Genomic DNA, 23057 nt, shown 5'->3' on the forward strand with positions numbered 1-23057 from the left:
TAGATGCTTCGTACCTCAGCATGACAGTGGGATAAGGGGTTACGAAACGGATTATTTAAGATTATCTAAAGCGATATTCAATTTAAGCACGTTCACATGCTCAGGGCCGAAAAGGCCAAGCACTGGTTTGTCAATGTTTTGGGCTACCAGTTGGGCTACCTTGTTTTCATCAATATGGCGGATCTGTGCCACACGTTTCACCTGTATCTGCGCTGCCTTTACTGAAATATCGGGATCAAGACCACTGCCCGATGCCGTTACCATATCGGCCGGGATATCGGTACGTTTCAGGTATGGGTGATATTTTAACAGGGTATCCACACGGTTGGCCACATCCTTTAAATAATCCGGATTAGTTGGGCCTTTGTTTGAACCTGCTGAACCTGCCGCATTATAGCCAACGGCTGATGGACGGCCCCAAAAGTATTCGGGTTTGGTGAACGATTGGCCTAATAAAGCGTAGCCAACCACTTTGCCATTTTTGCTGATGGTTTCACCATCGCCTTTGCCCTTTGCCATTTTACCGGCGTAAGTGATAGCCAATGGATATATTACGCACAGTAATACCATTAATACTACTGTTAAACGTATGGCGGGAATAATGTAATTTTTCATGATTTCTAAATATTTTAAGCGAACAGACCAACAACAAGGTCAATTAATTTGATACCGATAAAGGGGGCTACAACGCCGCCAATACCGTAGATGAACAGGTTACGCCTCAACAGCGCGCTTGCGCCGATGGGTTTATAAGCAACACCCTTTAAGGCCAGCGGAATAAGCATAGGGATAATGATAGCGTTGAAAATTACCGCCGACAGTATCGCGCTTTCCGGACTATGCAGGCCCATGATATTTAAACCCTGTAAGGCAGGTATAGAGGCAATGAACAGCGCCGGAACAATAGCGAAATACTTGGCCACGTCATTAGCGATAGAGAAGGTAGTAAGCGTACCACGGGTAATGAGCAATTGCTTGCCAATCTCCACAATCTCGATCAGTTTGGTTGGGTCATTATCCAGGTCGACCATATTACCGGCTTCTTTGGCGGCTTGTGTACCGCTGTTCATGGCCACACCAACATCGGCTTGTGCGAGGGCAGGGGCATCGTTGGTACCGTCGCCCATCATGGCTACCAGTTTACCCAATGCCTGCTCCTGTTTAATATAGTTCATTTTATCTTCGGGCTTAGCCTCGGCAATAAAATCGTCAACACCGGCCTTTTCGGCAATGTATTTGGCGGTAAGCGGGTTGTCACCGGTTACCATTACTGTTTTAACCCCCATTTTACGCAGGCGTTCAAAACGCTCGCTAATGCCGGGTTTAATAATATCCTGTAATTCTATCACCCCTAAAACCACCTCGTTTTGGGCTACCACCAGCGGTGTGCCGCCGTTAGAGGATACCGCTTCCACACGTTCCTGCACTTCGGCCGGGAATGGGTTGCCTGCCTTTTGGGCAATATTACGGATAGAATCATAAGCGCCCTTGCGGATGCGCAGGCCATCAGGTGTATTGATACCGCTTGAACGGGTTTCGGCAGTAAACTTGATGAACTCGGCACCTTCAGGCGTAGTCACCGATGTTTTAGCATCGTGCGATTTAGCCAGCTCGATGATCGATTTACCCTCGGGGGTTTCATCAGCTAATGATGATAACACGCAGGCCTTAAGCAATTGCTCGGGCGATACATGTGCGGCAGGCCAAAACTGGGTAGCCTTACGGTTACCAATGGTGATGGTACCTGTTTTATCCAACAGCAATACGTCGATATCTCCCGCGGTTTCAACCGCCTTACCCGATTTGGTGATCACGTTGGCACGCAGTGCCCTGTCCATACCGGCAATACCTATGGCCGATAATAAACCGCCGATGGTAGTAGGTATCAAACAAACGAACAGGGATATTAAGGCTGCTATGGTGATAGGCGTATTGGCATAATCAGCAAAGGGTTTTAAGGTAACACATACGATAATGAAGATCAGCGTAAAGCTGGCCAGTAAGATGGTCAACGCTATCTCATTCGGTGTTTTTTGGCGCGATGCACCTTCCACCAGGGCGATCATCTTATCTAAAAAGCTTTCGCCGGGTTGAGTGGTTACTTGCACCTTAATCTGATCTGACAATACTTTGGTACCACCGGTTACGGATGATTTATCGCCACCCGCTTCGCGAATCACCGGGGCTGATTCACCCGTAATGGCCGATTCATCAATAGTGGCGATACCTTCAATGATCTCGCCGTCGGTAGCTATGGTATCGCCGGTTTCACAAATAAACACATCGCCTTTTTTAAGCTGGCTTGATGAGCGCATTTCGAGGTTACCATTCGGTAAAACTACTTTGGCTGGTGTTTCTTCGCGGGTTTTACGTAGGCTGTCGGCTTGTGCCTTGCCCCTTGCTTCGGCTATCGCTTCGGCAAAGTTGGCAAACAATACAGTAAGCAGCAGGATGAGGAATATAACGAAGTTGTAGGCGACAGAACCCTGACCGCTGTGGCTGATAGAATAGAAGGTAACATAAGCCATGATCAGCGTACCTATTTCAACGGTGAACATAACAGGGTTACGCACCATAATACGCGGATCGAGCTTGATGAAGGACTGTTTAAGCGCGGTTTGCACTAAAGCGCCTTCAAATAATTTATTAGATTGATTTTTCATTTTAATATTATGCTTACTTGATCATGGTAAAGTATTCGGCAATCGGGCCTAAGGCCAGCGCAGGGAAGTATGACAGGGCGTTAAGCACCAGTATCACCGCGAAGGTCATGAGGGCGAAGGTTTTGGTATCTGTTTTCAGCGTTCCGGCAGATTCAGGTATGTATTTCTTTTGTGCCAGTAAACCAGCAATAGCTACCGGACCGATGATCGGCAGGAACCTGCCCAGTATCAGCACAAAACCTGTTGATACGTTCCAGAAAATGTTGTTATCGCCCAAACCTTCAAAGCCTGAACCGTTATTGGCATTGGACGAGGTCATCTCGTACAGCATCTCCGAAAAACCGTGGAAGCCGGGGTTATTAAGCCAGTTGCCCGGTTTTACAGCCCAGTCGGCATTGCCATAGTGCATAAATACAAAGCTGGCAACAGCTGTACCCGCCATAACAAGGAAAGGACTTAACAGCGTGATGATAGCGGCAATTTTTACTTCGCGTGCTTCCACCTTATGGCCTAAAAACTCGGGCGTACGGCCAACCATCAACCCGGATATAAATACAGCTACAATAAGGTATACGAAGTAATTGAGCAAGCCCACGCCGCAACCGCCAAAAAAGGAGTTGATCATCATGGCCAATAGCTGCCATAAGCCGGTAAGCGGCATCGTGCTATCGTGCATGCCATTAACCGAGCCTGTAGATACAATGGTGGTAATGGTACTCCAGTAAGCAGTCGCCATAGGGCCGAAGCGTACTTCTTTACCTTCCATTGCGCCGGTAGTTTGCGAAATGCCCATTTTAGCGATCAGCGGGTTGCCGCCCAATTCGCTGCTGATGGTAGGGATAAGCAGCATGAACATACCGATCGTCATTACAGCGAAAATGGTGTTGGCCAATTTGCGCTTGCGGATGAAGTAACCAAATGCCAGTATCATCGCCATCGGGATGATCATTTGCGAAATGGCCTCGGTCATGTTGGTGATATAATTAGGGTTCTCCAGCGGATGTGCCGAGTTCGCGCCAAACCAGCCGCCACCGTTAGTGCCCAGGTGCTTAATGGCTATCATTTGCGCGGCCGGTCCGCGGGATACGTTAACGGTATCGCCCTGCATAGAAATAAACTGATCTTTACCGGCATAGCTTGATGGGGTGCCGTTAAAAGTAAGCACCAGCGCCACTACTACCGATAATGGCAGCAATAAACGGGTGATAGCCTTAACGAAGAACTCCCAGTAGTTACCCAAATTGGTGGTCGTTTTATCGCGGAACGCTTTAAAGAAAACAACCGCGGCGGCAATACCTGTAGCAGCACTGGTAAAGTGTAAAAACATTAGCACGAATTGCTGGGTAAGGTAACTTACACCGGTTTCGCCTGAGTAGTGTTGCAGGTTACAGTTCACCACAAAGCTAATGATGGTATTGAATGACAGGTCGGGTGTCATGCCCGGGTTAGCATCGGGGTTAAGCGGGAGTTTATCCTGGTACAACAGTACAAAGAAACCGTAAACCAGCCAAACCGAGTTAATGGTAAGCAGGGCTAGCATGTGCTGTTTCCAGTTCATTTGCTGGTTGGGGTTTATGCCCGCCAGTTTGTAAATGCCGTTTTCAATAGGTTTTAAAAAATCTGTCCATGTTTTTTCGCCGGCAAAAACCTTTGCCAGGTATTTGCCCAGTGGGATCGCAATGATCAGCGTGAGCACGTATGTGGCAACAATGCCAAGTAGTTCAGTGTTCATCGGGTATTAGTTAAAATTTTTCGGGTTTAAGCAGCACATACACCATGTATATGAAAGCCGCGATAGAAATAATGAATAGTGCGATCATAGCTTTTAGATTTTTTCGAACCAGTTGATGGATTTGTAAAACAACCACATGCAAATCAGCATGGCGATAAATAAGAGAAAGGTCAACATAGCTTTATCAATTTTTATAAGGCCAATGCCAATACACAGGCCAATAATTTGTGCTTTGATGTATCTTATTGTTTTATAGTGATTTATGTGTGTGTTTGGTGGTTTTTGATCGATAAGGAAAAATAAAACCCTTTCATTTTGGTAGGGTATTGTTCAATATGGTTGGGGAGGAAGTTGTAGGTTGTGTGTTGTAAGTTGTGTGTGGGGATTTAGGTTTCTGGGTCGAGGTTCGGGGTTTCAGTTAGAGGATTTCGCCTTTTTTATCATTGCGAGGAACGAAGCAATCTCTTCGCGTTTAGATCTGCAACTTGGGTGTGTTTTTAGATTTGACAACTTTTTAAAAGTTGTCAAACCTTATTGCTATGTGAGGCCTCACCTAAATCCTCTCCAAAGGAGAGGACTTTAAAAACTTACCGCTGTCTCTTTCCGCTGTCGCGAGTTTAACGGAGTGTAACTCGTGACTGGCATGGCGTAAGCTTTCAGCTTACGGTTTAAATAAATTACTTGCAGTAGTGCGGCGGGACGCCGCGTAATAGTTGCCACTTGGCCGGAGCCAAGCGGCTGCGGGAGAAAAGAAAAAAGGAATCCACTAACGTTCAATTAAAGCACAACCATTCCTAACGAAGAATTAATCGCATAATAGATTCTTCGCTACACTCAGAATGACAGGTGAAATGATAAAAATTAACTACCCTTCAATCCCATACTCCTCTAACTTCCTGTATAAGGTAGTTAACCCTATACCCAGTAACCGGGCGGTTTCGGTTTTGTTGCCGCGGGTGTGGTGCAGCACTTTTTGTATGTGGTGTTTTTCTACCGATTGCAGGTCGAAGGCATTGCTGTTTGTTGGTTCGGTATGAAACTCGTAGGGGAGCAGTGATGCCGTGATGAGGTTATTATCGGCCATGATCACTACACGTTCTATCACGTTCTTTAGCTCACGGATATTGCCCTTCCAGTTATGTTTTTTAAGCAGATCGATAAAGTGATCGTCGGTTTTAAAGCGGGGTTTGTTCACCTTTTTGGCAAACTCGTTAAGGTAATGCCCGGCCAGTAGTTCAATATCCGTTTTGCGTTGCGATAGCGATGGCAGGCTGATAGAAAATACCGACAGGCGGTAAAAAAGATCGAGCCGGAACTTGCCCTCGTCGGCTTCCTTTTGCAGATCGCGGTTGGTGGCCGCTATAATGCGTACATTCACCTTGCTGGTATGGGTATCGCCTACTTTTATAAAGGTTTGGTTTTCCAGTACTCGTAAAAGCTTGGCTTGCAGGTCGAGGTTCATTTCGCCAATTTCATCTAAAAATAGCGTGCCGCCGCTGGCTTCTTCCAGTAAGCCCTTTTTATCCTTTACCGCGCCTGTGAACGCTCCCGATTTATAACCGAACAATTCGCTCTCCAACAATTCCGGACTAAAACCGCTGCAATTCAAAGCCACAAAAGGGTTCAGCTTACGCGGACTTTCGTAATGTATGGCCTGCGCGAACACCTCTTTCCCGGTACCGGTTTCGCCCAGCAACAAAACGGTGGTATCGGTTACGGCCACCTTACGGGCAAGGTCAATGGCTTCCTTAATCGCTTTGGATGTGCCCAGTATCGAATCAAAATTGTATTGGCGGTTTATCTTATTCTCCAGTTCGTATACCCGGCGTTGCAGCTTGGCCTTGTCGGCAGCCTTGCTTAGCAGGGGGATGATCTTATCGTTATCATCGCCCTTAATAATATAATCAAAGGCACCGTTCTTAATGGCCGTAACCCCATCAGGTATATTGCCGAAAGCGGTTAGGTTGATCACCTCGGCATAAGGTTTCTTTTCTTTAATGAGCTTAACAAGGTCAACCCCGCTAATGTCGGGCAGCTTTACATCGCTGATCACTACGTCGGCATCTTCTTGTGATAGTATTTTCAATGCCTCTTTGCCGGTATAGGCCTGCAATACGTTGTATCCCTCAAGCCCTATAATGCGGCTGAGCAGGCCGTTAAGCTTCTTTTCATCATCAACAATAAGTACGGTAGTTTGCAGTGGCATTTGTGCGCGATAAATAGTGCGGTAAATATAAGGGTATTAAACATGGCTTTGTCAAGCGCCTTTTATAAATAGCTTGTGTATAAAATGTTTAGTATAATTGCAGCCTGAAACAAGCCGTTTAGCAACGTTATGAGTATAAAAGTAATAGCCTTTGATGCCGATGATACCCTTTGGGTGAACGAACCTTATTTTAGGCGTACCGAAGAAGCTTTTTATGAAATAATGAGCGACTACCTTCAGCAGCATTCGCTTGAGCGCGAATTGTTGAAGATAGAGCTGGACAACCTGCCGCTATACGGTTACGGTGTAAAAGGTTTTATACTGAGTATGATTGAAACGGCCATGCGCGTATCTGATAAAACTATCAGTATTGATGTTATTGAGCGCATCATTGAGCTGGGTAAACTATTGCTTGATGAGCCTATTGAGATACTGGATGGCGTGGAAGAAGTGCTTACCTCGCTGAAAGGTAAATACCAACTGGTGGTGGCCACCAAGGGTGACTTGTTAGATCAGGAACGGAAGCTCCGAAAATCGGGCCTGGGGCATTACTTTCACCATATCGAGATCATGTCGGAAAAAGATGATGCCAATTACCTGAAGCTGATCAAACACCTCGATATACAACCCGAAGAACTGCTGATGATAGGTAATTCGTTAAAATCAGATGTATTGCCTGTACTGCGCATTGGTGGGCATGCTATTCATATACCTTACCATATTACTTGGGCACATGAGGTGATTGACCATACCATTGAAAGCGATAAATTTAAAAGCTTTGTAGCCATAACCGAAGTTTTGGCCGATTTGTAATCTGCTACCATCTCCTTCTTTTTTCACTGCCAATTTGTAATTGACAATTAATTGTAGTAAATATGCAATCGATTGCATTGTTGGCGCGTATTTGTTTAGCCGGGCAGTCGTTTATACCAATTATACAATAATACAGGCACTTATACAGGTTGTTAAACAGGCGATAGCTGTGTTTGTGCATTACTATAAAGAATACCAATGCGGGCGTTATAAGCTTGCTTGAATAAACCTGAAAACCAAAAACTAAATCCAAAAGGAACCTAAAACTATGAAACCAACTACCCAAACAATCCCCGCGGAGCAGGGGCAAAACAAGATGCTGTTTTTGGCCTGCTTTGTAGCTATTGTAACCACCTCATTCGGCTTTATTTTGCGCGCGCTTACCCTGCCGCAATGGGGCGCGGCTTTTAACTTGAGTAAAACGCAAATCGGCGAAATTGCAGGCGTTGGGCTTTGGCCGTTCGCTATCAGTATTGTACTGTTCAGCCTCATCATTGATAAGGTGGGTTACAAAAACTCCATGATATTTGCATTTGTTTGCCACATCTCATCGGCGGTGATCACCTGGTTTGCCGATGGTTATACCATGCTGTACGTAGGTACTTTCATTATGGCTTTGGGTAATGGCACGGTTGAAGCAGTTACCAACCCGGCGGTTGCCAGTATGTTCCCGAAAGAGAAAACCAAATGGCTCAATTTTTTACACGCGGGCTGGCCAACCGGTTTAATTTTAGGTGGTGTGATTGCTTTGCTGATGGGTCCCGAAACTAACTGGAAATTAAAGATAATGCTGGTACTTACCCCGGCTATATTGTATGGTATACTGATGTTCGGGCGTAAATTTCCGCTTAATGAGCGGGTTAAGGCGGGGGTATCTTACTTGGATATGCTGAAAGAAGTAGGTGTAGGCGGCGCGCTGATCATCGTAGGTTTAATCGTTTTCCAAATAGGTTCTGTTTTTGGTTGGACGAGTACCGTTAACATCATCGTTACTTTAGCCATTGTGGGTTTGTTCGGTTTGTATGTGCGCAGTTTCGGGCAGCCGTTATTTGTGCTGATGTTGCTGATCATGCTGCCGCTGGCCATTACCGAACTGGGTACCGATAGCTGGATCTCCGACCTGATGGGGCCTGAAATGGCCAAAATTGGCTTACAGGGTGGTTGGCTGCTCATTTACACGTCAACCATTATGGTAATACTGCGCTTTAGTGCCGGGAGCATCATCCATCGTATTTCTCCTTTAGGTTTGCTGGCTGTATGTTCGGCTGTTGCGGCATTGGGCTTGTTCCTGTTGTCGTCGGCAAGCGGCGTTACCATATTGGTTGCCGCCACGGTATTTGGTTTAGGCAAAAGCTTCTTTTGGCCGACCATGCTTGGAGTGGTTGCCGAGCGTTTCCCTAAAGGCGGGGCGCTTACGCTTAACATTGCCGGTGGTGTGGGTATGATTGGCGCAGGTGTTATAGGCGCGGTAATTTTAGGTTTTGTGCAGGATAAAAGCATTGATACCAGCCTCCGTACTTACGATCAAAAGAACAACACCGCGCTGCACAGCACTTACGCTACCGATCAGCGTACCAGTATGTTCGGTAAATACCAGGCAATTGACGTAACCAAACTGGCACAAGCCGCCCCTTCCGACCGTGAAACAGTGACAACCGTACAGGAAACCGCCAAAAAAGGCGCGCTTAAAACAGTAGCGCTATTCCCGATAATTATGCTGGTTAGTTACTTACTGCTAATGCTGTACTTTAAAACAAGAGGAGGCTACAAAGCGGTTGTACTGCATGCCGATGATGACGCAGTTGCCACTCCTGGGCCAACACCGGCGTAAAAGCTGTTTAATAAATGACTTTTTACTCTTGCGCTGATCTATGATCAGTGCTTAATATGGGCAGGCATTTGTAATGCCCGTGTGGCGATGCAATCGCCGGCCCAGGTTAAGCACTCGTTGCAAACGAGCGCAATGGGAATTAGTGTTTAACATTATTTTAAAAATTTGTCATTTCGACGAGGTACGAGGAGAAATCTTCTTCACGATGCAGGTAACAAACTGATATAGCGAAGGAGATCTCTCACTGCGTTTCGAGATGACATTTTTGTTTTGTTAAACTATAGCTTTATATAGCTACAATCATCTCATTAATGATTACTTTTAATTATTTCATGTTATTAAAAACTGGCATTTATTAAAAATAAAAGCCAAATATTATTACAATAATCATGTTTTTTGATATAAAAATTGCTATGTTTGCATAGTAATTTCATTTGTAAATGAGGCTTGGTTTGCTAAGATATCTGTTGGTTATGTTGTTTGCTTTTTCGGTAATGGAGAAGCCAATAACAAGTGTTGCCATGATGCTTGCCGCCCATGATACCTGTGTTACCGATTGCCCGGCCGACGATGAAGAAAGCGAGGCCGCCAATCGTAACGAGGCCAAGGAAAGCCCCGCGAAGGAGTTTCTGCCCGTTTATAGTTATACCGGCCAAACCCTGGTTTTAATTGATTGCGAATTGCTTAAATATGCAGGCGAAGAAAATCACAATCATTTAGCCTACTTCCCGGCGGTACCAACCCCGCCGCCCGACGTTGTATTTAGTTAATCTGTTTACTTTTTAATTGTGCGCCCGTCATTAAAATGCCGGATGCCATGTGTTTAACTAAAATTACAAGTCATGAAAATCAGCCAAAAAATAAAATATACCGCTTTAGTTCTTTTAATAACCGCATTTATCACAGGCACTGCCAAAGCCCAGCAGCTTAGCGATGATGTACTGAAGAAAAATCAGCAGCCCATCAGCAATTCGTTGAGCTATATTACCCAGTTGGAACCACTCACTTTTGAGTTCGACCAAAGCCGATCAAAACAACTCGGACTGCCCGCAGGTAAGCAATTTGGCTTTAATGCCGATGCCTTTAAAAAGGTATTACCCGGCATGGTAAGCAACAGCAATAAGTGGTATACCGCAGGCAAAGGCAACCAGCGCGCGCTTACCGTAAGCCAGGTAGAGCTTGAAAAACTGGTACCGCTATTGGTAAGTGCCATCAAAGAGCAGCAAGCCCAGATAGATCAGCTGCGAAGCGAGCTGCAACAGCTCAACAAAGCGAGATAATATAAAAGTTTTTAGTTTAGTTAGTTAACTACGCGGCCATTAGCAATAGTGGTCGCGTTTTTTGTGTGGAATTTTGAGTAAGTATAATCGTCATCTGGCTGAGTTTTTTAACCACAAAGTTCACAGAGGTTTGCACGGAGTTACACAGAGGTTTTGAGGAAATAACATCTATCATCAAAAGGGCTCTGTGTAACTCCGTGTTTCTTTCTTTGTGTCCTTTGTGGTTAAAAATATACGTGCAGAGTAGTTAAAAATAACCACAAAAAAGCCTCCGGCAAATACCGGAGGCTTTAACCAAAACCAACAATCACCTACTGCAACTTCGTCGAACTCCATATATGGTATTCGCCGGGGTTGAGGGTTACTGTGTACGGTGTGGCGGGTACGGTAAGGGTTGCGCCCGTTACGTAATCGTACCATGTGCCTGCTTTCGCAAATTTTATGCTGGCGCTTTGCGCGGTTACATCATAATTTCCTACTATCTCCACATCAATGCCGCTGCCGTTAAGCGTTACATCTTTTACCGCGCCGGTAAGTGTATAGCTCATGTTAGCGGTAGTGAAAACGGGGTTGTTCAGTTTCATTTTAATGTATTTGGCATAAGCTTTATATAAAGCTTTACGCTCCGGTACGCTGTAATAATTCCACAAAATGGGTTTATTGCCGGTGCGGCCGTTTTGGTCAATGCTGATGTCGTAACCCAGTTCGCCAAATTGCCATAGCATTTTTGGCCCGGGGGCTGTCATTAAAAATGCGGTACTCATTTCGGCACGTTTAAGTGCGGTGGCTAATGGCCTTGCATTATAACCGCCGGTGTTACCGTAGGTAATGCTTTTAAATATGATGCGCTCTTCATCGTGGCTTTCCATATAGCTCACCAGGCCATCGGGCTGGGTGAAGGTGTGGTTGCCAAATGCCAGTCGTGACAGGTCAGATGTGCCTATCCAACCCATATTAGCTTCGTTAAAGGCGTAGTTAACATTGTTCCAAAGCATCATGCCATCGGCCGCAAGTTCTTTCTCTTCTTCATTGCTGCCCAAATGTTCGAGTATCACATATGCGTTAGGGTCTACGGATTTAATGTAGGCGTTATAGTCCTTCCATATCGCTACACGGCTGGCATCATAAGCCGACCATGCATCCACGTTATCCGGGTTGTTCTTTTGCGTGAAACCTTTTGAAAGATCAAAACGGTAACCATCAATCTTATACTCTTTCAGCCAAAAGCCCATTACGTTTTTCGAGAAGTATTTGGTTGCCGCGCTTTCGTGGTTAAAATCGTAGCCCACGTTAAAAGGATGTGTCGGGTTAACGTTAAACCACGGACTGCTTGCCGTTGGCTTACTTGCAGATTGATCGAAATACATCCTCACCATTGGCGATGAACCGAAGGAATGGTTAAGTACCATATCTAAAATAACGGCTATGCCTTTTTGGTGGCAGGCATCAACAAAGGCTTTCAAATCATTCTTGGTGCCATAATATTTATCGGGCGCGAAATAGAACGACGGGTTATATCCCCACGATTCGTTGCCTTCAAACTCGTTAACCGGCATCAGCTCAATAGCGTTAATACCCAAACGAGTAAAGTAGTCTAACGAGTCGATAACGGTTTGATAGCTGTGGGTGGCCACAAAATCGCGTACCAAGAGCTCGTATATTACGAGGTTATTTTTTGCAGGGCGGGTAAAGTTGTTCGCCTTCCAGGTATATGCAGGCTGATTGGCCTGCATTACACCTACAATACTGTTGGTCTTTCCGGTTGGATAAGCCTTCAGATTAGGGTATACCGTGCCGGGGATGTATTTATCATTATCCGGATCGAGTATCTTTTCTGTGTATGGGTCGGCAACGCGAATGTCGCCATCAACAAGGTACTGATAAGCATATTCGGTGTTGGCATCAAGGTTATCAACCTGTACCCACCAACGGTTGCCATCGGTGGTTTTCTTCATCGGTGTAGCCGTGGCGCTCCAGTTATTAAAATCACCAATTACCGATACCTTGGCTTTACCGGGGGCGTACAAGTTAAATATAGCCGATTTACCATCATTTATGAAAGTAACCCCGTCTTTAGCGCCTGCGGGCAGGTCTACGGAAGTTACCGGCGGATCGGGTGTTTTAACATCGCTGCTTGCTTTTTTACAGGCAACAACATTGCCCGCCAGCACCAGTAATAATAATAATTTATATGTGTTTTTCATGTTTTAAGATGCTTAATAGGTTATAGTGAACTGGCCGCTGCCATTAGGCAATACCAAAGTCTTTACATTACTGCCCTCAACCGGGTTTGCAGTGCCTTCCGGGTCGAACCTGGAGATAGGTGCGATGAACGATACAAAGCTTGCCTTTGCCGCTGCTTGTTTGCCATCGGCTTTAACCGCGGCATTGGTTTCAAAACCGTGCAACAGTACGCGCACATATTTAAATTTGGAAGTTACCGAACCTTCGGCTTTACCAAAAGTGATGGTCTTGCTGATTGCCTTATAGCTGATAGTGCGTTTATAAAATGAGCCGTTTTCGTAATCGTAGCTTTCGCCGTCGTCTTCATAATACACAAAGCTGTTGTTTACATCGCCTTTGTAAATGTGTACATCAAGCGTATCAGTTGGCTTTTCGGTAGTGTTTTGTATAAGCGATTGCATCGGGATAATGCTGCTCTCTTTAACATATACCGGTAATTTATGCTTCGCCAGTTTAATAATGGTTTCTTTATTTCCCATGCTCAACTCATCCGAATACAGATCGTACCATTTACCTTTTGGCAAATACACCGTACCATATACATCAGTAGAAGCGAATGGCGCTATTAAAAATGCGTTACCAAACTGGTACTCGTTCTGGTAAGTGAATATCTTAGGGTCGTGCGTGTAATTGATAGCCAGCGAGCGTACCACCGGCTGCCCGTTTTGTGTAGCCTCGTAAAAGGTAGAATACAAATAGGGCAGCAGTTTATAACGCAGGTTGATGTAGTTACGCGCTATTTCCAGCGCTTCCTCGCCAAAAGCCCATGGCTCGGCCGATTTGGTATTTACGCCCGTATGGTTACGGAAGTAAGGGTTAAAGGCGCCGATCTGGACCCAACGGGTATACAAACCTACACTGGCATTGCCGGTAAAGCCGCCGATATCCATACCACTGAAAGCTACACCACTTAAACCAAGACTGCTTAGCAGGCGTACGCCAAGTAACATGTGGTCATCTTCGGCGCGGTTATCGCCTGTCCATATAGCCGAGTAGCGCTGCAAACCTGCATAGCCCGAACGGGTAAGGATAAACGGGCGTTTGTTGTTCAATGCTTTGCGATAGCCCTCGTAACTGGCCCTGATCATGTTGAGGCCATACACATTACGTGCTTCCAGGTGTGATGCTTTGCGGCCCTCGAAATCAAAAATGACGTTATCCGGCATTTTCTGCCCCCAGGTAGCAATCTCGTTCATGTCGTTCCAAATGCCGCTTACACCTTCGGCAGCGTACTGCTTCAATTCGGTTTCCCACCAGTTACGGCCTTTAGCGCCAGTAAAATCGGGGAAGTGGCACCAGCCCGGCCACACCTCGCCGGTGTAGTTGGTATTGTCCTGGTATTTTATAAAAATATCATCTTTTAAACCACGGTCGTAAACGCCGTATCCTGGCTCGGCCTTCACACCCGGATCAACTATGAGCGTGGTTTTAAAACCCATCTCCTTCAACCGGCCGGTCATTTTAGCCGGATCAGGAAAACGTTGTTTATCCCAGGTAAATACCTTGTACTTATCCATGTAATGGATGTCGAGCGTAATACCATCGGCAGGGATCTTTTTTTCGCGCAGGGTTTGCGCTATGCGGTAAACTTCGGTATCGGGATAATAGCTGTAGCGGTTTTGCTGATAGCCTAAGCTCCATAGCGGCGGCAGATGCATACGGCCGGTAAGGGCGGTGTATGAGGTAATGATATCCGCAAGGTGTTTGTGGTAAATAAAGTAATAGTTCATTTCGCCGCCATGCGCGCCGAACGATGAGAAACGGTTATTGCTGGCGCCAAAGTTAAAGTCGCTTTGGTAGGTGTTATCCATAAATATACCATAGCTTACATTGTGGTGTATCCCTATGTAGAATGGTATGGTTGAATAGATAGGGTCCTGTCCGTCGCGGTAGCCAAAGGTATCGCTATTCCAGTTGGTAAAGCCCGCGCCTTTCCTGTCCAGCGGACCGGTTTTTTCGCCCAAACCCACAAAGTGCTCATCGGGCTGCATCTTTTTATAAGTGGTAACGGCATCGTTAACCCAAGAGGTGGCCAGGCCTGTTTCATCCTGGTTAATCACCTCGCCGGCAGGGGTATAAAAAGTAACCGCAAAGGGCTTTTTGGTAATGGTAAGCTTCAGCGAATCGGTAACTATGCTGATCTCGTTATCGTTTTGGGTGATGTTTGCCTTTGTTTGCTGTGGTTTTGCAATAACCGCGTACGAAAAATCTGCTGCCAACTCATGCTTATCAATCCGCACCCGTATTACCGATGGTGTGTATACCGTAACCTCGGCCCGCGCGTTTTGCGTAGTGATCTTTACCTGCCCGCCATCAACCACCGCGTTGGTAACATTGCCCATGCTTTTTACCGGGCTGCCCTGGCCAAAAACCGTTGCAGAAAAGGCAAAGCATAGCCACAAGGCACCAAATGCCCTAAATTTTATCCTCATCATGTTATTGCTTATTTAAACAAATACAATAGTAAAACCCCGGCACAAGGCCGGGGCTTACAGGTCAGTTATTGTTTGTTAATTTCGTAATAGTAGTTACCGGCAATGCTTGTGCTCAGCACAATTTCGTAGCTGCCGGCCGCGTCAATGGCAATATCAGTACCGCCCGCGGTTAAGAAAGTAGTAACCGGTGTTTTATCACCTAATGTAATAGTAGCCGCATGGTTAGCACGGAATTTGAATGTTCCTACAGCCAGCGTCATAACAGCGCGCCACGTTTTGGTAGCGCTATCATAACTAAGGTCTTTATCGGCATTGCCTGATGCGGTTCCGTTAACGCTGAAAGCATCAATTTTTGTTGCCGACCAGGTAAGTCCGTTAATATCGGCCTTTAACATATAAACACCGCCGGTTGCTACTGATAGGTTACCACCGCTTGTGCTCAGGGTGTTTGAAGTACCACCGTAGTTGGTATGGTTCCAATCCGGGTCACTGTTGATTTTAAATTCAGAACCGCTTGCGCCAAAATCAATATAGCCTTCATAGGTTTTATCGTTTTTAACGGATGCCAGTGTTGGCGCAGGGGCGCCGGGATTCCAGCCCTGGTAAGCACCCGGTACATAAAGCGAAGGGTAGGTAACAAAAGCACGGTATGGTGCAAACTTCAGCACAACCACATTTGAGTAGGCAGGCGCTGATGTTGAGTTTAACGATGCTTTAACCCTTACCTCAACTTCGGTAGTTTTGTCCGGTGCAAGGCCGGCCTGTATAGCCAGGGCGTTAACGTTACCCACTGTAAAAGTTTTTGATGAGTCGGGCGCTATGGTTTCACTTGCGGCACCGGCAAAGTTGGTACCCTTGGCTGCAAACTGCAATTCGTAAGTTACCACAGCGCTAAAGCCAAAGCTTGATGATGTCCAGGTGAAGGCGGTCGCGTTTTCATTGGCGGTAGCCTCGGTTAAAGTAAATTCTGTTTTGCTAACAGTTAATTTAGATGCAGTACCGGCACTGGCCACTACCGGTGTGCCATCCTTTTTGCATGATGATAATATCAGCAATACCACACAGGTGAATGCTAATGTTTTGTTAAATATCCTTTTCATATATGAGTGATATATTATGCTTGATTAATAACCAGGGTTTTGAACTAAATTAGGGTTAACCGTAATATCGGCAGATGGGATAGGGTAAAGCGCCCTTGTCGCGTTAACAGCACGCCCTGCCTTTGAACCGCCTTTCCAGGTCCATAAATAATTGGCTGATGTAAAGCTTTCGAACCTGATCAAATCTGTACGACGCTGGCACTCCCAATATAGTTCTCTCGCCCTTTCCTGCAAAATAAAGTTAAGCGTAAGATCGGCGGCAGTTTTATTACCTGATGTATTGCCCCTGGCTCTTTCTTGTAATTTGTTAATATATTCTACTGCTGTGCCTGTATTACTGCCTGTTCTTATTGCGGCTTCAGCATATATCAAATACATTTCAGCTAAACGGAATACCGGAAAATCGGCATCAGAATGACCGAAATCTTTACCTACGGCATCGTTCTTTTTAAGGTTTCTGAATTTAAGTACGCCTATACCATCGGTAAAGGTGGTTAATGAAGGCACTGTAGGGTTAAAACCATTGAACCAAAATTGAGCACGTTTGTCAACAGCGCTTGTATTATTGGTAAAGTTTTTAGGATAGCTGGCATAATCAGTTTTACCGTCATCAGCAAAAAGGTCGGTAAGATCTTTAGATGTACGGATACCACCCCATTTACCATCAACACCCAAAGTTTGTGCTCCCGGCATAGGGTCGCCTAATGAAGCATGGGTCATGAAGGTCATGCCACCAAAGCCTTTGGTTAATAAACCATCGTAATTAATGGTGAAAATAGCTTCATTATTATTCTGGTCGTTATCGGCAAGTAACAGCTCCCTGTAGTTACTGTTCAAGGCATAACCTGCAGCAATTACTTTTGAAGCATTGGTCATCGCATCGGCGCTTCTATCAGTACCGGTGTAAACTTTCGCGTTCAGGTACATACGTGCCAGCAGCGCCCAGGCAGCAGCTTTATCGGCACGGCCATATTCGTTTTGGCGCGCGTCAACCAGTGTGCCTTGAATTTCTGTAAGTTCTGTTTCGATGTATTTGAACAGATCGGCACGTTTAATTTGTTTCGGCAATACCGAACCCAAAGCATCAGCTTCGGTAACAAATGGCGGGTTGCCGTAAAGGTCCATTAAACCCCAGTAAGCAAAGGCGCGTAAAAAACGGGCCTCAGAACGATACTGACGGATCCTGTCGGCATCGGTACCGGTAATTCCCCTTGAGCTCAGTTTATCATCGGTTGATTGTCTCAGGAAATCGTTTACCAACGTTACCTCGTACATCAGCCTGTAATACTGACCCACAATGGCCGGGTTATCGCTCGACCAGTTCATGTTCTTGAAATCCTGTAAACCGGGGTCGCCCCAGGCAATCATGGCTTCGTCGGTAGGTAACTCTTGCAGGTACCATGCAGTACGCAGGTAACCGGCGTAGTTACCCTCATCGGGTACACCCTGTAAATCATTATTACCTGCCGGGCCTTCGTTACCTGATAGTGCTAAACTACCATATACTTTTGCCATGGCCTGTGTATAACCCAGTGGGGTGCTGTATACCTGGTCGGCAGTGATATCATTTTTTGGCGACTGGTTAAGGTCTTTGGTACATGATGCCAGCGTACCTGTTAAACCAGCTATTATCAATAGTTTTATTATATTCTTTTTCATTGTTGATCTCTTTAATTGGTTTACAAATCAAGATTTAAACCTAATACAAACGTTCTTGGGCGAGGATAGAAGTTATTATCAACACCGCTGCTCACTTCCGGGTCTAAGCCTTTGTATTTAGTAATAGTAAATACGTTTTGCACATTAGCGCTAACACGCAGGTTGCCTCTTGATTTAAACAGTTTACCAAAGTTGTAACCCAGGTTAACGTTATCCATACGCAGGAACGAAGCGTTTTGAACATAATAATCAGACAGGAAATAGTTGTTGCCGCTACCGCTGAAACCTGTTTCAAGCACATTGGTTGAACCATTATTAAGGTAACCGATAGGGTTAAATATGTTCTGACGGGTGCCTGTGCTTGAAAACACGTTGTTATATACGTAATTACCCAAACTGCCTCTTAACACAGTACCGGCGCTCCAGTTTTTGTAGCTAACAGAGGTGCTGAAACCGAAGAAAGCTTTAGGGTCGATACCTTTGTAACGGTACAGGTCCTTTTCGTTAATGGTACCATCGCCGTTACGGTCTACAAATACATTGTCAAGTGGTTTCCCTTGAGCGTCATATACTTGCTCATACACGTAAAATGAACCTCTTCTGTAACCTGTTGAATTAATGAGGATGGTATTACCTGTACCGCCTGATATATTGTTTGTACGGTTTCCCTGAAAATTAGGATCGGGAGCAATTGTAAGATTGGTAATTTTATTGGTGTTGTAAGTAACGTTGGCAGAAACATTCCAGGTAAGGTCTTTTGTTTTTACCGGGATAGCATTTACCGAAAACTCAATACCTTTGTTTTCCATGTTACCAATGTTGGCAACTATCTGGTTGGCAAAGTTGGTACCGGCAGGCTGGTTCACCAGGCTCAGCAGGTCTTTTGTTTTCTTGTAGTAAAACTCAATGGTACCTGTTAATCTCTCGTTCAGGAAACCATAATCGATAGCGATGTTGGTAGTAGCGGTTGATTCCCATTTACGGTTATCATAGTAACCACCCGGGCGGTACATATTGTAATACATATCGCCCATTTGGTATTGCGCGGTGTTGGTGCTCAGGTTATAGAACGATCTGTAATCGTAAAGATTAATACCTTCCTGCTGACCGGTTACACCATAACCACCTCTGAACTTTAATGATGATACTACATCGGCATCTTTAATAAATGATTCTTCTTTCACGTTCCAGGCCAATGCTGCTGACGGGAATACCGACCACCTGTTCTCCGGCTTAAATCTTGATGAACCATCTGTACGTAAAGTTCCTGTAAGTATGTAGCGGCCTTTATAGGTGTAATTTAAACGGCCGTAATATGATATCAGCACGTTTTGAAATACGTTATCAGGATACAGCCTGGTTACTACAGTGCTTCCATCAGATGTTTGATCGGGGAAACCATAGCTTTGGCTGCCGTTAGGCGCGTCTTCATTCCTGAAGATCTGGTAAGCGTAACCCGCAACCACATCAAAGCGGCTTTCTATTGATTTTACATCTTTATTATAGCTCAGGTAAAACTCACCTAAACGGTTTTGTTGTTTTTGGCTGTATTGATTATTAATACCGCTATGCAACACGTTATTTCCATCTTTAAATCGCTCAAAGCTTTGCGCCGCGTAATCAGGCACTACGATTGTACCTTCACCTGATGAATAATCGTAACCTAAATTAAGGTTAGCATGTAACTCAGGTAAAAAGTGGAACGAATAATCAAACTGCGCGTTACCTATACTTCTTTTTACAGTACTGTTATCAAATTTTTGATTAAGTAAAGCAACGGGATTACGTGGGGCTAATGCTTCTAATTTACCATTGCTTGTTACTTCATAGTAACCACCGAAAGCATCATTACCCGACATGATAGGGTAAGTTGGGTTCATACTAACCGCTGCGCCAATTGCGCCCTGGTTTGCAAAGCGGCTTTTGCTGATAGCGCCCTTTACATTAAAGTTAACCTTTAAATGGTTATCAAAAAACTTAGGATTCAGGTTGATCGATCCTGATGTACGCTCAAGGTTATCCGTTTTCAGGATACCATCCTGGTTTAAATAACCAACTGAAACACGGTACGGCAAATTTTTGTAAGTGCCCGATACGCTTAAGTTATTATCAGTAGCTATGGCTGTTTGATAAATTTGTTTTTGCCAGTCGGTGCTTGCATCTCCAAGTTTGGCTACCTGTGCGGCTGTACCGTTAGCTGTAACATAATCGCGGTATTCGCTTGCCGAAAACACATCGATAGTTTTAACAACCTTAGCGGCAGATACGTTGCTGCTGAAGTTGATCTTCGGCGCGCCGCTCTGTCCTTTTTTAGTGGTGATCAAAATTACACCGTTTGATGCCCTTGAACCGTAAATGGCGGTTGCAGATGCATCCTTAAGTACGGTAAAGGTTTCGATATCGTTAGGGTTGATCAGGCTCAACGGGTTTGGCGAACCTGAAATACCGTTGTTGCTTAAAGATACCCCGTCAACAATAATCAACGGATCGTTAGTAGCGTTAAGTGAAGCACCACCGCGAATCCTGATCTGGCTGCCCACGCCCGGCTGCCCGCCGTTTGAGGTAATGGCCACACCGGCTACTTTACCGGCAATTAATTGCTCGGGAGTAGTAACTGATCCTTTTTGAAAATCTTTACTGCTTACCGTAGCTACCGAACCGGTAACGTCTTTACGGGTAGCGGTACCGTAACCTATAACCACCACCTCGTTAAGTGACTGGGTTTGGGCCGACATTTGAATTTCAACTACCGCGTTTTGGCCCGATGCTACTGTTACTGCTTTTTGCATGGTAACATAACCGATGTACTTAACGGTAAGCGTGTGCGCACCGGCAGTAACGCCGTTTATTTTAAACGCGCCGTTCACATCGGTAGCGGTGCCCAGGGTAGTGCCGTCAACACTTACGGTTACGCCCGGCAGGGTTTCTCTTTTAGTATCAAGCACGGTACCGCTAATACTGCCTGTTTGCGCGAATGCGAAGCCCGATACAAGCAGCATGGCAAACAAGAGCACATAATTTTTTAAATAATGTTTTCTCATATAATTTAAAATTTGTCGCTTCTGGGGGGAGAAGCCTTTTCTTTAATTGGTATTGGTTAATAAACTTTGGTGTGTGTGTTCGGCCGGGTAACACGTTACGTGGCCTTACTTGTTATTTAGCTTGGGTAGCGAATAATGAGTAGATATTTATCCATATTAATGAGTTAATTAAGTTCTAATATGTATTGGTTGCGGGCCGGTACGGTTGCCGTTTTGGCAATGCTTATTTGCTTGCCGGTAATTACATCCTTACCGCCGGTATGCTTGCCGGTAACATCAGTAAAGCGGTCCATGTCTAATGTTTGGTCCTTGCTTGATCCGTTGAGCATTACCAGTACGGTTTTGCCATCTTTTATGCGGGCGTATACATACACGTTCGAATTATCGGGCGCATAGTGTATCAGCTTACCATCAATAACCGGGGCACTGGTTTTACGCCATTGCAGCAGTTCTTGCAGGTAATTGAATGCCTCGTTCTGCATATCGGTACGGCCTGTGGCAGTAAAGGCATCTTTCTTATCGCCTTCCCATCCACCCGGAAAATCCTTGCGGATCTGTCCGTCACCTTCGTTCTTGGTGCCGGTCATTAAAATTTCGGTACCGTAATAAATTTGCGGGATACCGCGTGTTGTCAGTAAAAAGGCGAAAGCTTGTTTGTAGCGGTCAAGGTCTTTATCCTCCACACGGTTAAAGCGGCCCAGGTCGTGGTTATCTAAAAAGGTCAGTATGTTTTTAGGATCGGCATACAGGTAATCCTGCGCCAGCACTTCAAAGATCTGGTACAGGCCTGATGACTCGCCTCCGTTCTCGTTATTCTCTTTGTTAAAGCCCTTGTCGGCAGTAAAAGTCAGCGGGAAATCCATCACGGTTTTCAGCTGGGTATTGGTTTTGTTCAATACCGAATTGCGCTGCCACCAGGCTGTTTCGCTGCTTTTGCCATACCACGATTCGCCTACGATGTTGAAGTTAGGATACTCGGCCTGTACTTCTTTGCACCAGCGGGCCATAAAAGCGTAATCAGGGTAAGGGTAAGTATCCTGACGGATGCCGTCAATGCGGGCATATTCTATCCACCAGATACTGTTTTGAATGAGGTAAGTAGCCAAATGCCTGTTGCGTTGGTTCAAATCGGGCATATCGGGCACAAACCAGCCGTTCAGCAATACATCGGCCTCTTTCTTGGCCGCATGCGGATCCATCGCGGTTAACTTAGCGTGGTTAGTTTGCACATATTTTGTTGGGTTATTGATCCAGTCGGCGGCCGGTTTGTCGGTCATCCATGGGTGGGCCAAACCGCAATGGTTAAATATCATGTCCATCACCACTTTCATGCCCTTATTGTGCATAGTTTTGGTAAGGTCGCGAAAGGCCTCGTTGCTGCCATAGCGTTGATCTATCTTATAAAAATCGGTAATGGCGTAACCGTGGTACGAGCCATTGGGCATTTTGTTTTCCTGTACAGGGTTAAACCATACAGTAGTAACGCCCAGGTCTTTGATGTAATCGAGGTGTTTAGCCACACCTTCCAAATCACCGCCATGGCGCAGATCGGGGTTGTTGCGGTCAATGTTCACCCCATCCCAGTTATCGTTGGCCGCGTTACCGTTAGCGAAACGATCAGGGGTTAGCAGGTACAATACATCTGAAGTGTTAAAGCCTAAAGCGCCGCTTTTATCGGTACGGGCCTTTAGCTCATAGCTGAAATTTTTAACATCGGCACCCTCTGCGAATTTTATGTTGAATTTGCCTGGCCTGGTATTAGCGGCAATGTTGATGTAAATAAAAAGATAGTTGGGGTTATCGGTACGGGCAACCTCCTTTACGGTAACACCGGGATAAGCGATGGTTGGTTTTGATTTGCCGATGTTGTTACCATGCACCATTAACTGAAGCTCGTGGTTCTTCATGCCTACCCACCAGTAAGCGGGGGCAACCTCTGTTACAGCGAGGGCTTTGGCGTAAAAAACATCAAAGCTCAGCAAAGCCGTAAGTACAAAGAATACGAATTTTTTAGTATAAATATTTTTATACATATAGTTTATAAAAAGAAGGT

General features: G+C 45.4%; 15 protein-coding genes. 4 read left to right on the forward strand and 11 right to left on the reverse strand.

Features of this window, described 5'->3' with window-relative positions:
- Positions 1 to 51: 51 nt before the first annotated feature.
- The 5 genes from ABD894_RS13365 to ABD894_RS13380 form a co-directional block, all read right to left on the reverse strand.
- Positions 52 to 615 (reverse strand): K(+)-transporting ATPase subunit C, encoded by a 564-nt coding sequence (locus ABD894_RS13365; protein WP_345211547.1) that lies wholly within the window; start codon positions 613 to 615, stop codon positions 52 to 54.
- 14 nt (positions 616 to 629) lie between these two features.
- Entirely contained in the window at positions 630 to 2663 is a 2034-nt protein-coding gene (gene kdpB, locus ABD894_RS13370; protein WP_345211548.1) for a potassium-transporting ATPase subunit KdpB, read from the reverse strand.
- 13 nt (positions 2664 to 2676) lie between these two features.
- Entirely contained in the window at positions 2677 to 4395 is a 1719-nt protein-coding gene (gene kdpA / locus ABD894_RS13375; RefSeq protein WP_345211549.1) for a potassium-transporting ATPase subunit KdpA, read from the reverse strand.
- A gap of 10 nt (positions 4396 to 4405) precedes the next feature.
- Complete coding sequence (gene kdpF, locus ABD894_RS28150) at positions 4406 to 4483, reverse strand: K(+)-transporting ATPase subunit F (protein ID WP_127705248.1); 78 nt, start codon at positions 4481 to 4483, stop codon at positions 4406 to 4408.
- A gap of 777 nt (positions 4484 to 5260) precedes the next feature.
- Positions 5261 to 6595 (reverse strand): sigma-54-dependent transcriptional regulator, encoded by a 1335-nt coding sequence (locus ABD894_RS13380; protein WP_345211763.1) that lies wholly within the window; start codon positions 6593 to 6595, stop codon positions 5261 to 5263.
- A gap of 135 nt (positions 6596 to 6730) precedes the next feature.
- On the opposite strand from ABD894_RS13380, the gene ABD894_RS13385 reads away from it, so the two are divergent.
- The 4 genes from ABD894_RS13385 (at position 6731) to ABD894_RS13400 (ending at position 10525) form a co-directional block, all read left to right on the forward strand.
- A complete protein-coding gene (locus ABD894_RS13385) occupies positions 6731 to 7414 on the forward strand; it encodes an HAD family hydrolase (RefSeq protein ID WP_345211550.1) in 684 nt (227 codons plus the stop codon).
- A gap of 268 nt (positions 7415 to 7682) precedes the next feature.
- Positions 7683 to 9245: an MFS transporter gene (locus ABD894_RS13390; protein WP_345211551.1), complete on the forward strand. Its 1563-nt coding sequence runs from the start codon at positions 7683 to 7685 to the stop codon at positions 9243 to 9245.
- 473 nt (positions 9246 to 9718) lie between these two features.
- Entirely contained in the window at positions 9719 to 10015 is a 297-nt protein-coding gene (locus tag ABD894_RS13395; protein WP_345211552.1) for a hypothetical protein, read from the forward strand.
- Positions 10016 to 10087: 72 nt separating this feature from the next.
- Positions 10088 to 10525, forward strand: coding sequence for a tail fiber domain-containing protein (locus tag ABD894_RS13400; protein ID WP_345211553.1), 438 nt, complete (start codon positions 10088 to 10090; stop codon positions 10523 to 10525).
- A gap of 311 nt (positions 10526 to 10836) precedes the next feature.
- Here the strand turns inward: ABD894_RS13400 and ABD894_RS13405 are convergent, their stop codons facing one another.
- The 6 genes from ABD894_RS13405 to ABD894_RS13430 form a co-directional block, all read right to left on the reverse strand.
- A complete protein-coding gene (locus ABD894_RS13405) occupies positions 10837 to 12729 on the reverse strand; it encodes an alpha-amylase family glycosyl hydrolase (protein ID WP_345211554.1) in 1893 nt (630 codons plus the stop codon).
- A 12-nt stretch (positions 12730 to 12741) separates the two neighbouring features.
- A complete protein-coding gene (locus ABD894_RS13410) occupies positions 12742 to 15204 on the reverse strand; it encodes a glycoside hydrolase family 31 protein (RefSeq protein WP_345211555.1) in 2463 nt (820 codons plus the stop codon).
- Positions 15205 to 15269: 65 nt separating this feature from the next.
- The gene (locus ABD894_RS13415; RefSeq protein ID WP_345211556.1) at positions 15270 to 16304 is read right to left on the reverse strand and encodes a SusE domain-containing protein; all 1035 of its coding nucleotides are present in this window, start codon (positions 16302 to 16304) and stop codon (positions 15270 to 15272) included.
- A gap of 24 nt (positions 16305 to 16328) precedes the next feature.
- Positions 16329 to 17963 carry a RagB/SusD family nutrient uptake outer membrane protein gene (locus ABD894_RS13420; protein ID WP_345211557.1) on the reverse strand — a complete coding sequence of 545 codons (1635 nt, stop codon included), beginning with the start codon at positions 17961 to 17963 and terminating at the stop codon, positions 16329 to 16331.
- Between the two features lie 20 nt (positions 17964 to 17983).
- Positions 17984 to 21004, reverse strand: coding sequence for a SusC/RagA family TonB-linked outer membrane protein (locus tag ABD894_RS13425; RefSeq protein WP_345211558.1), 3021 nt, complete (start codon positions 21002 to 21004; stop codon positions 17984 to 17986).
- 164 nt (positions 21005 to 21168) lie between these two features.
- Positions 21169 to 23037 (reverse strand): glycoside hydrolase family 13 protein, encoded by a 1869-nt coding sequence (locus ABD894_RS13430; protein WP_345211559.1) that lies wholly within the window; start codon positions 23035 to 23037, stop codon positions 21169 to 21171.
- Positions 23038 to 23057 lie beyond the last annotated feature (20 nt).

Source organism: Mucilaginibacter gynuensis (assembly GCF_039541195.1).
GTDB classification, from domain to species: domain Bacteria; phylum Bacteroidota; class Bacteroidia; order Sphingobacteriales; family Sphingobacteriaceae; genus Mucilaginibacter; species Mucilaginibacter gynuensis.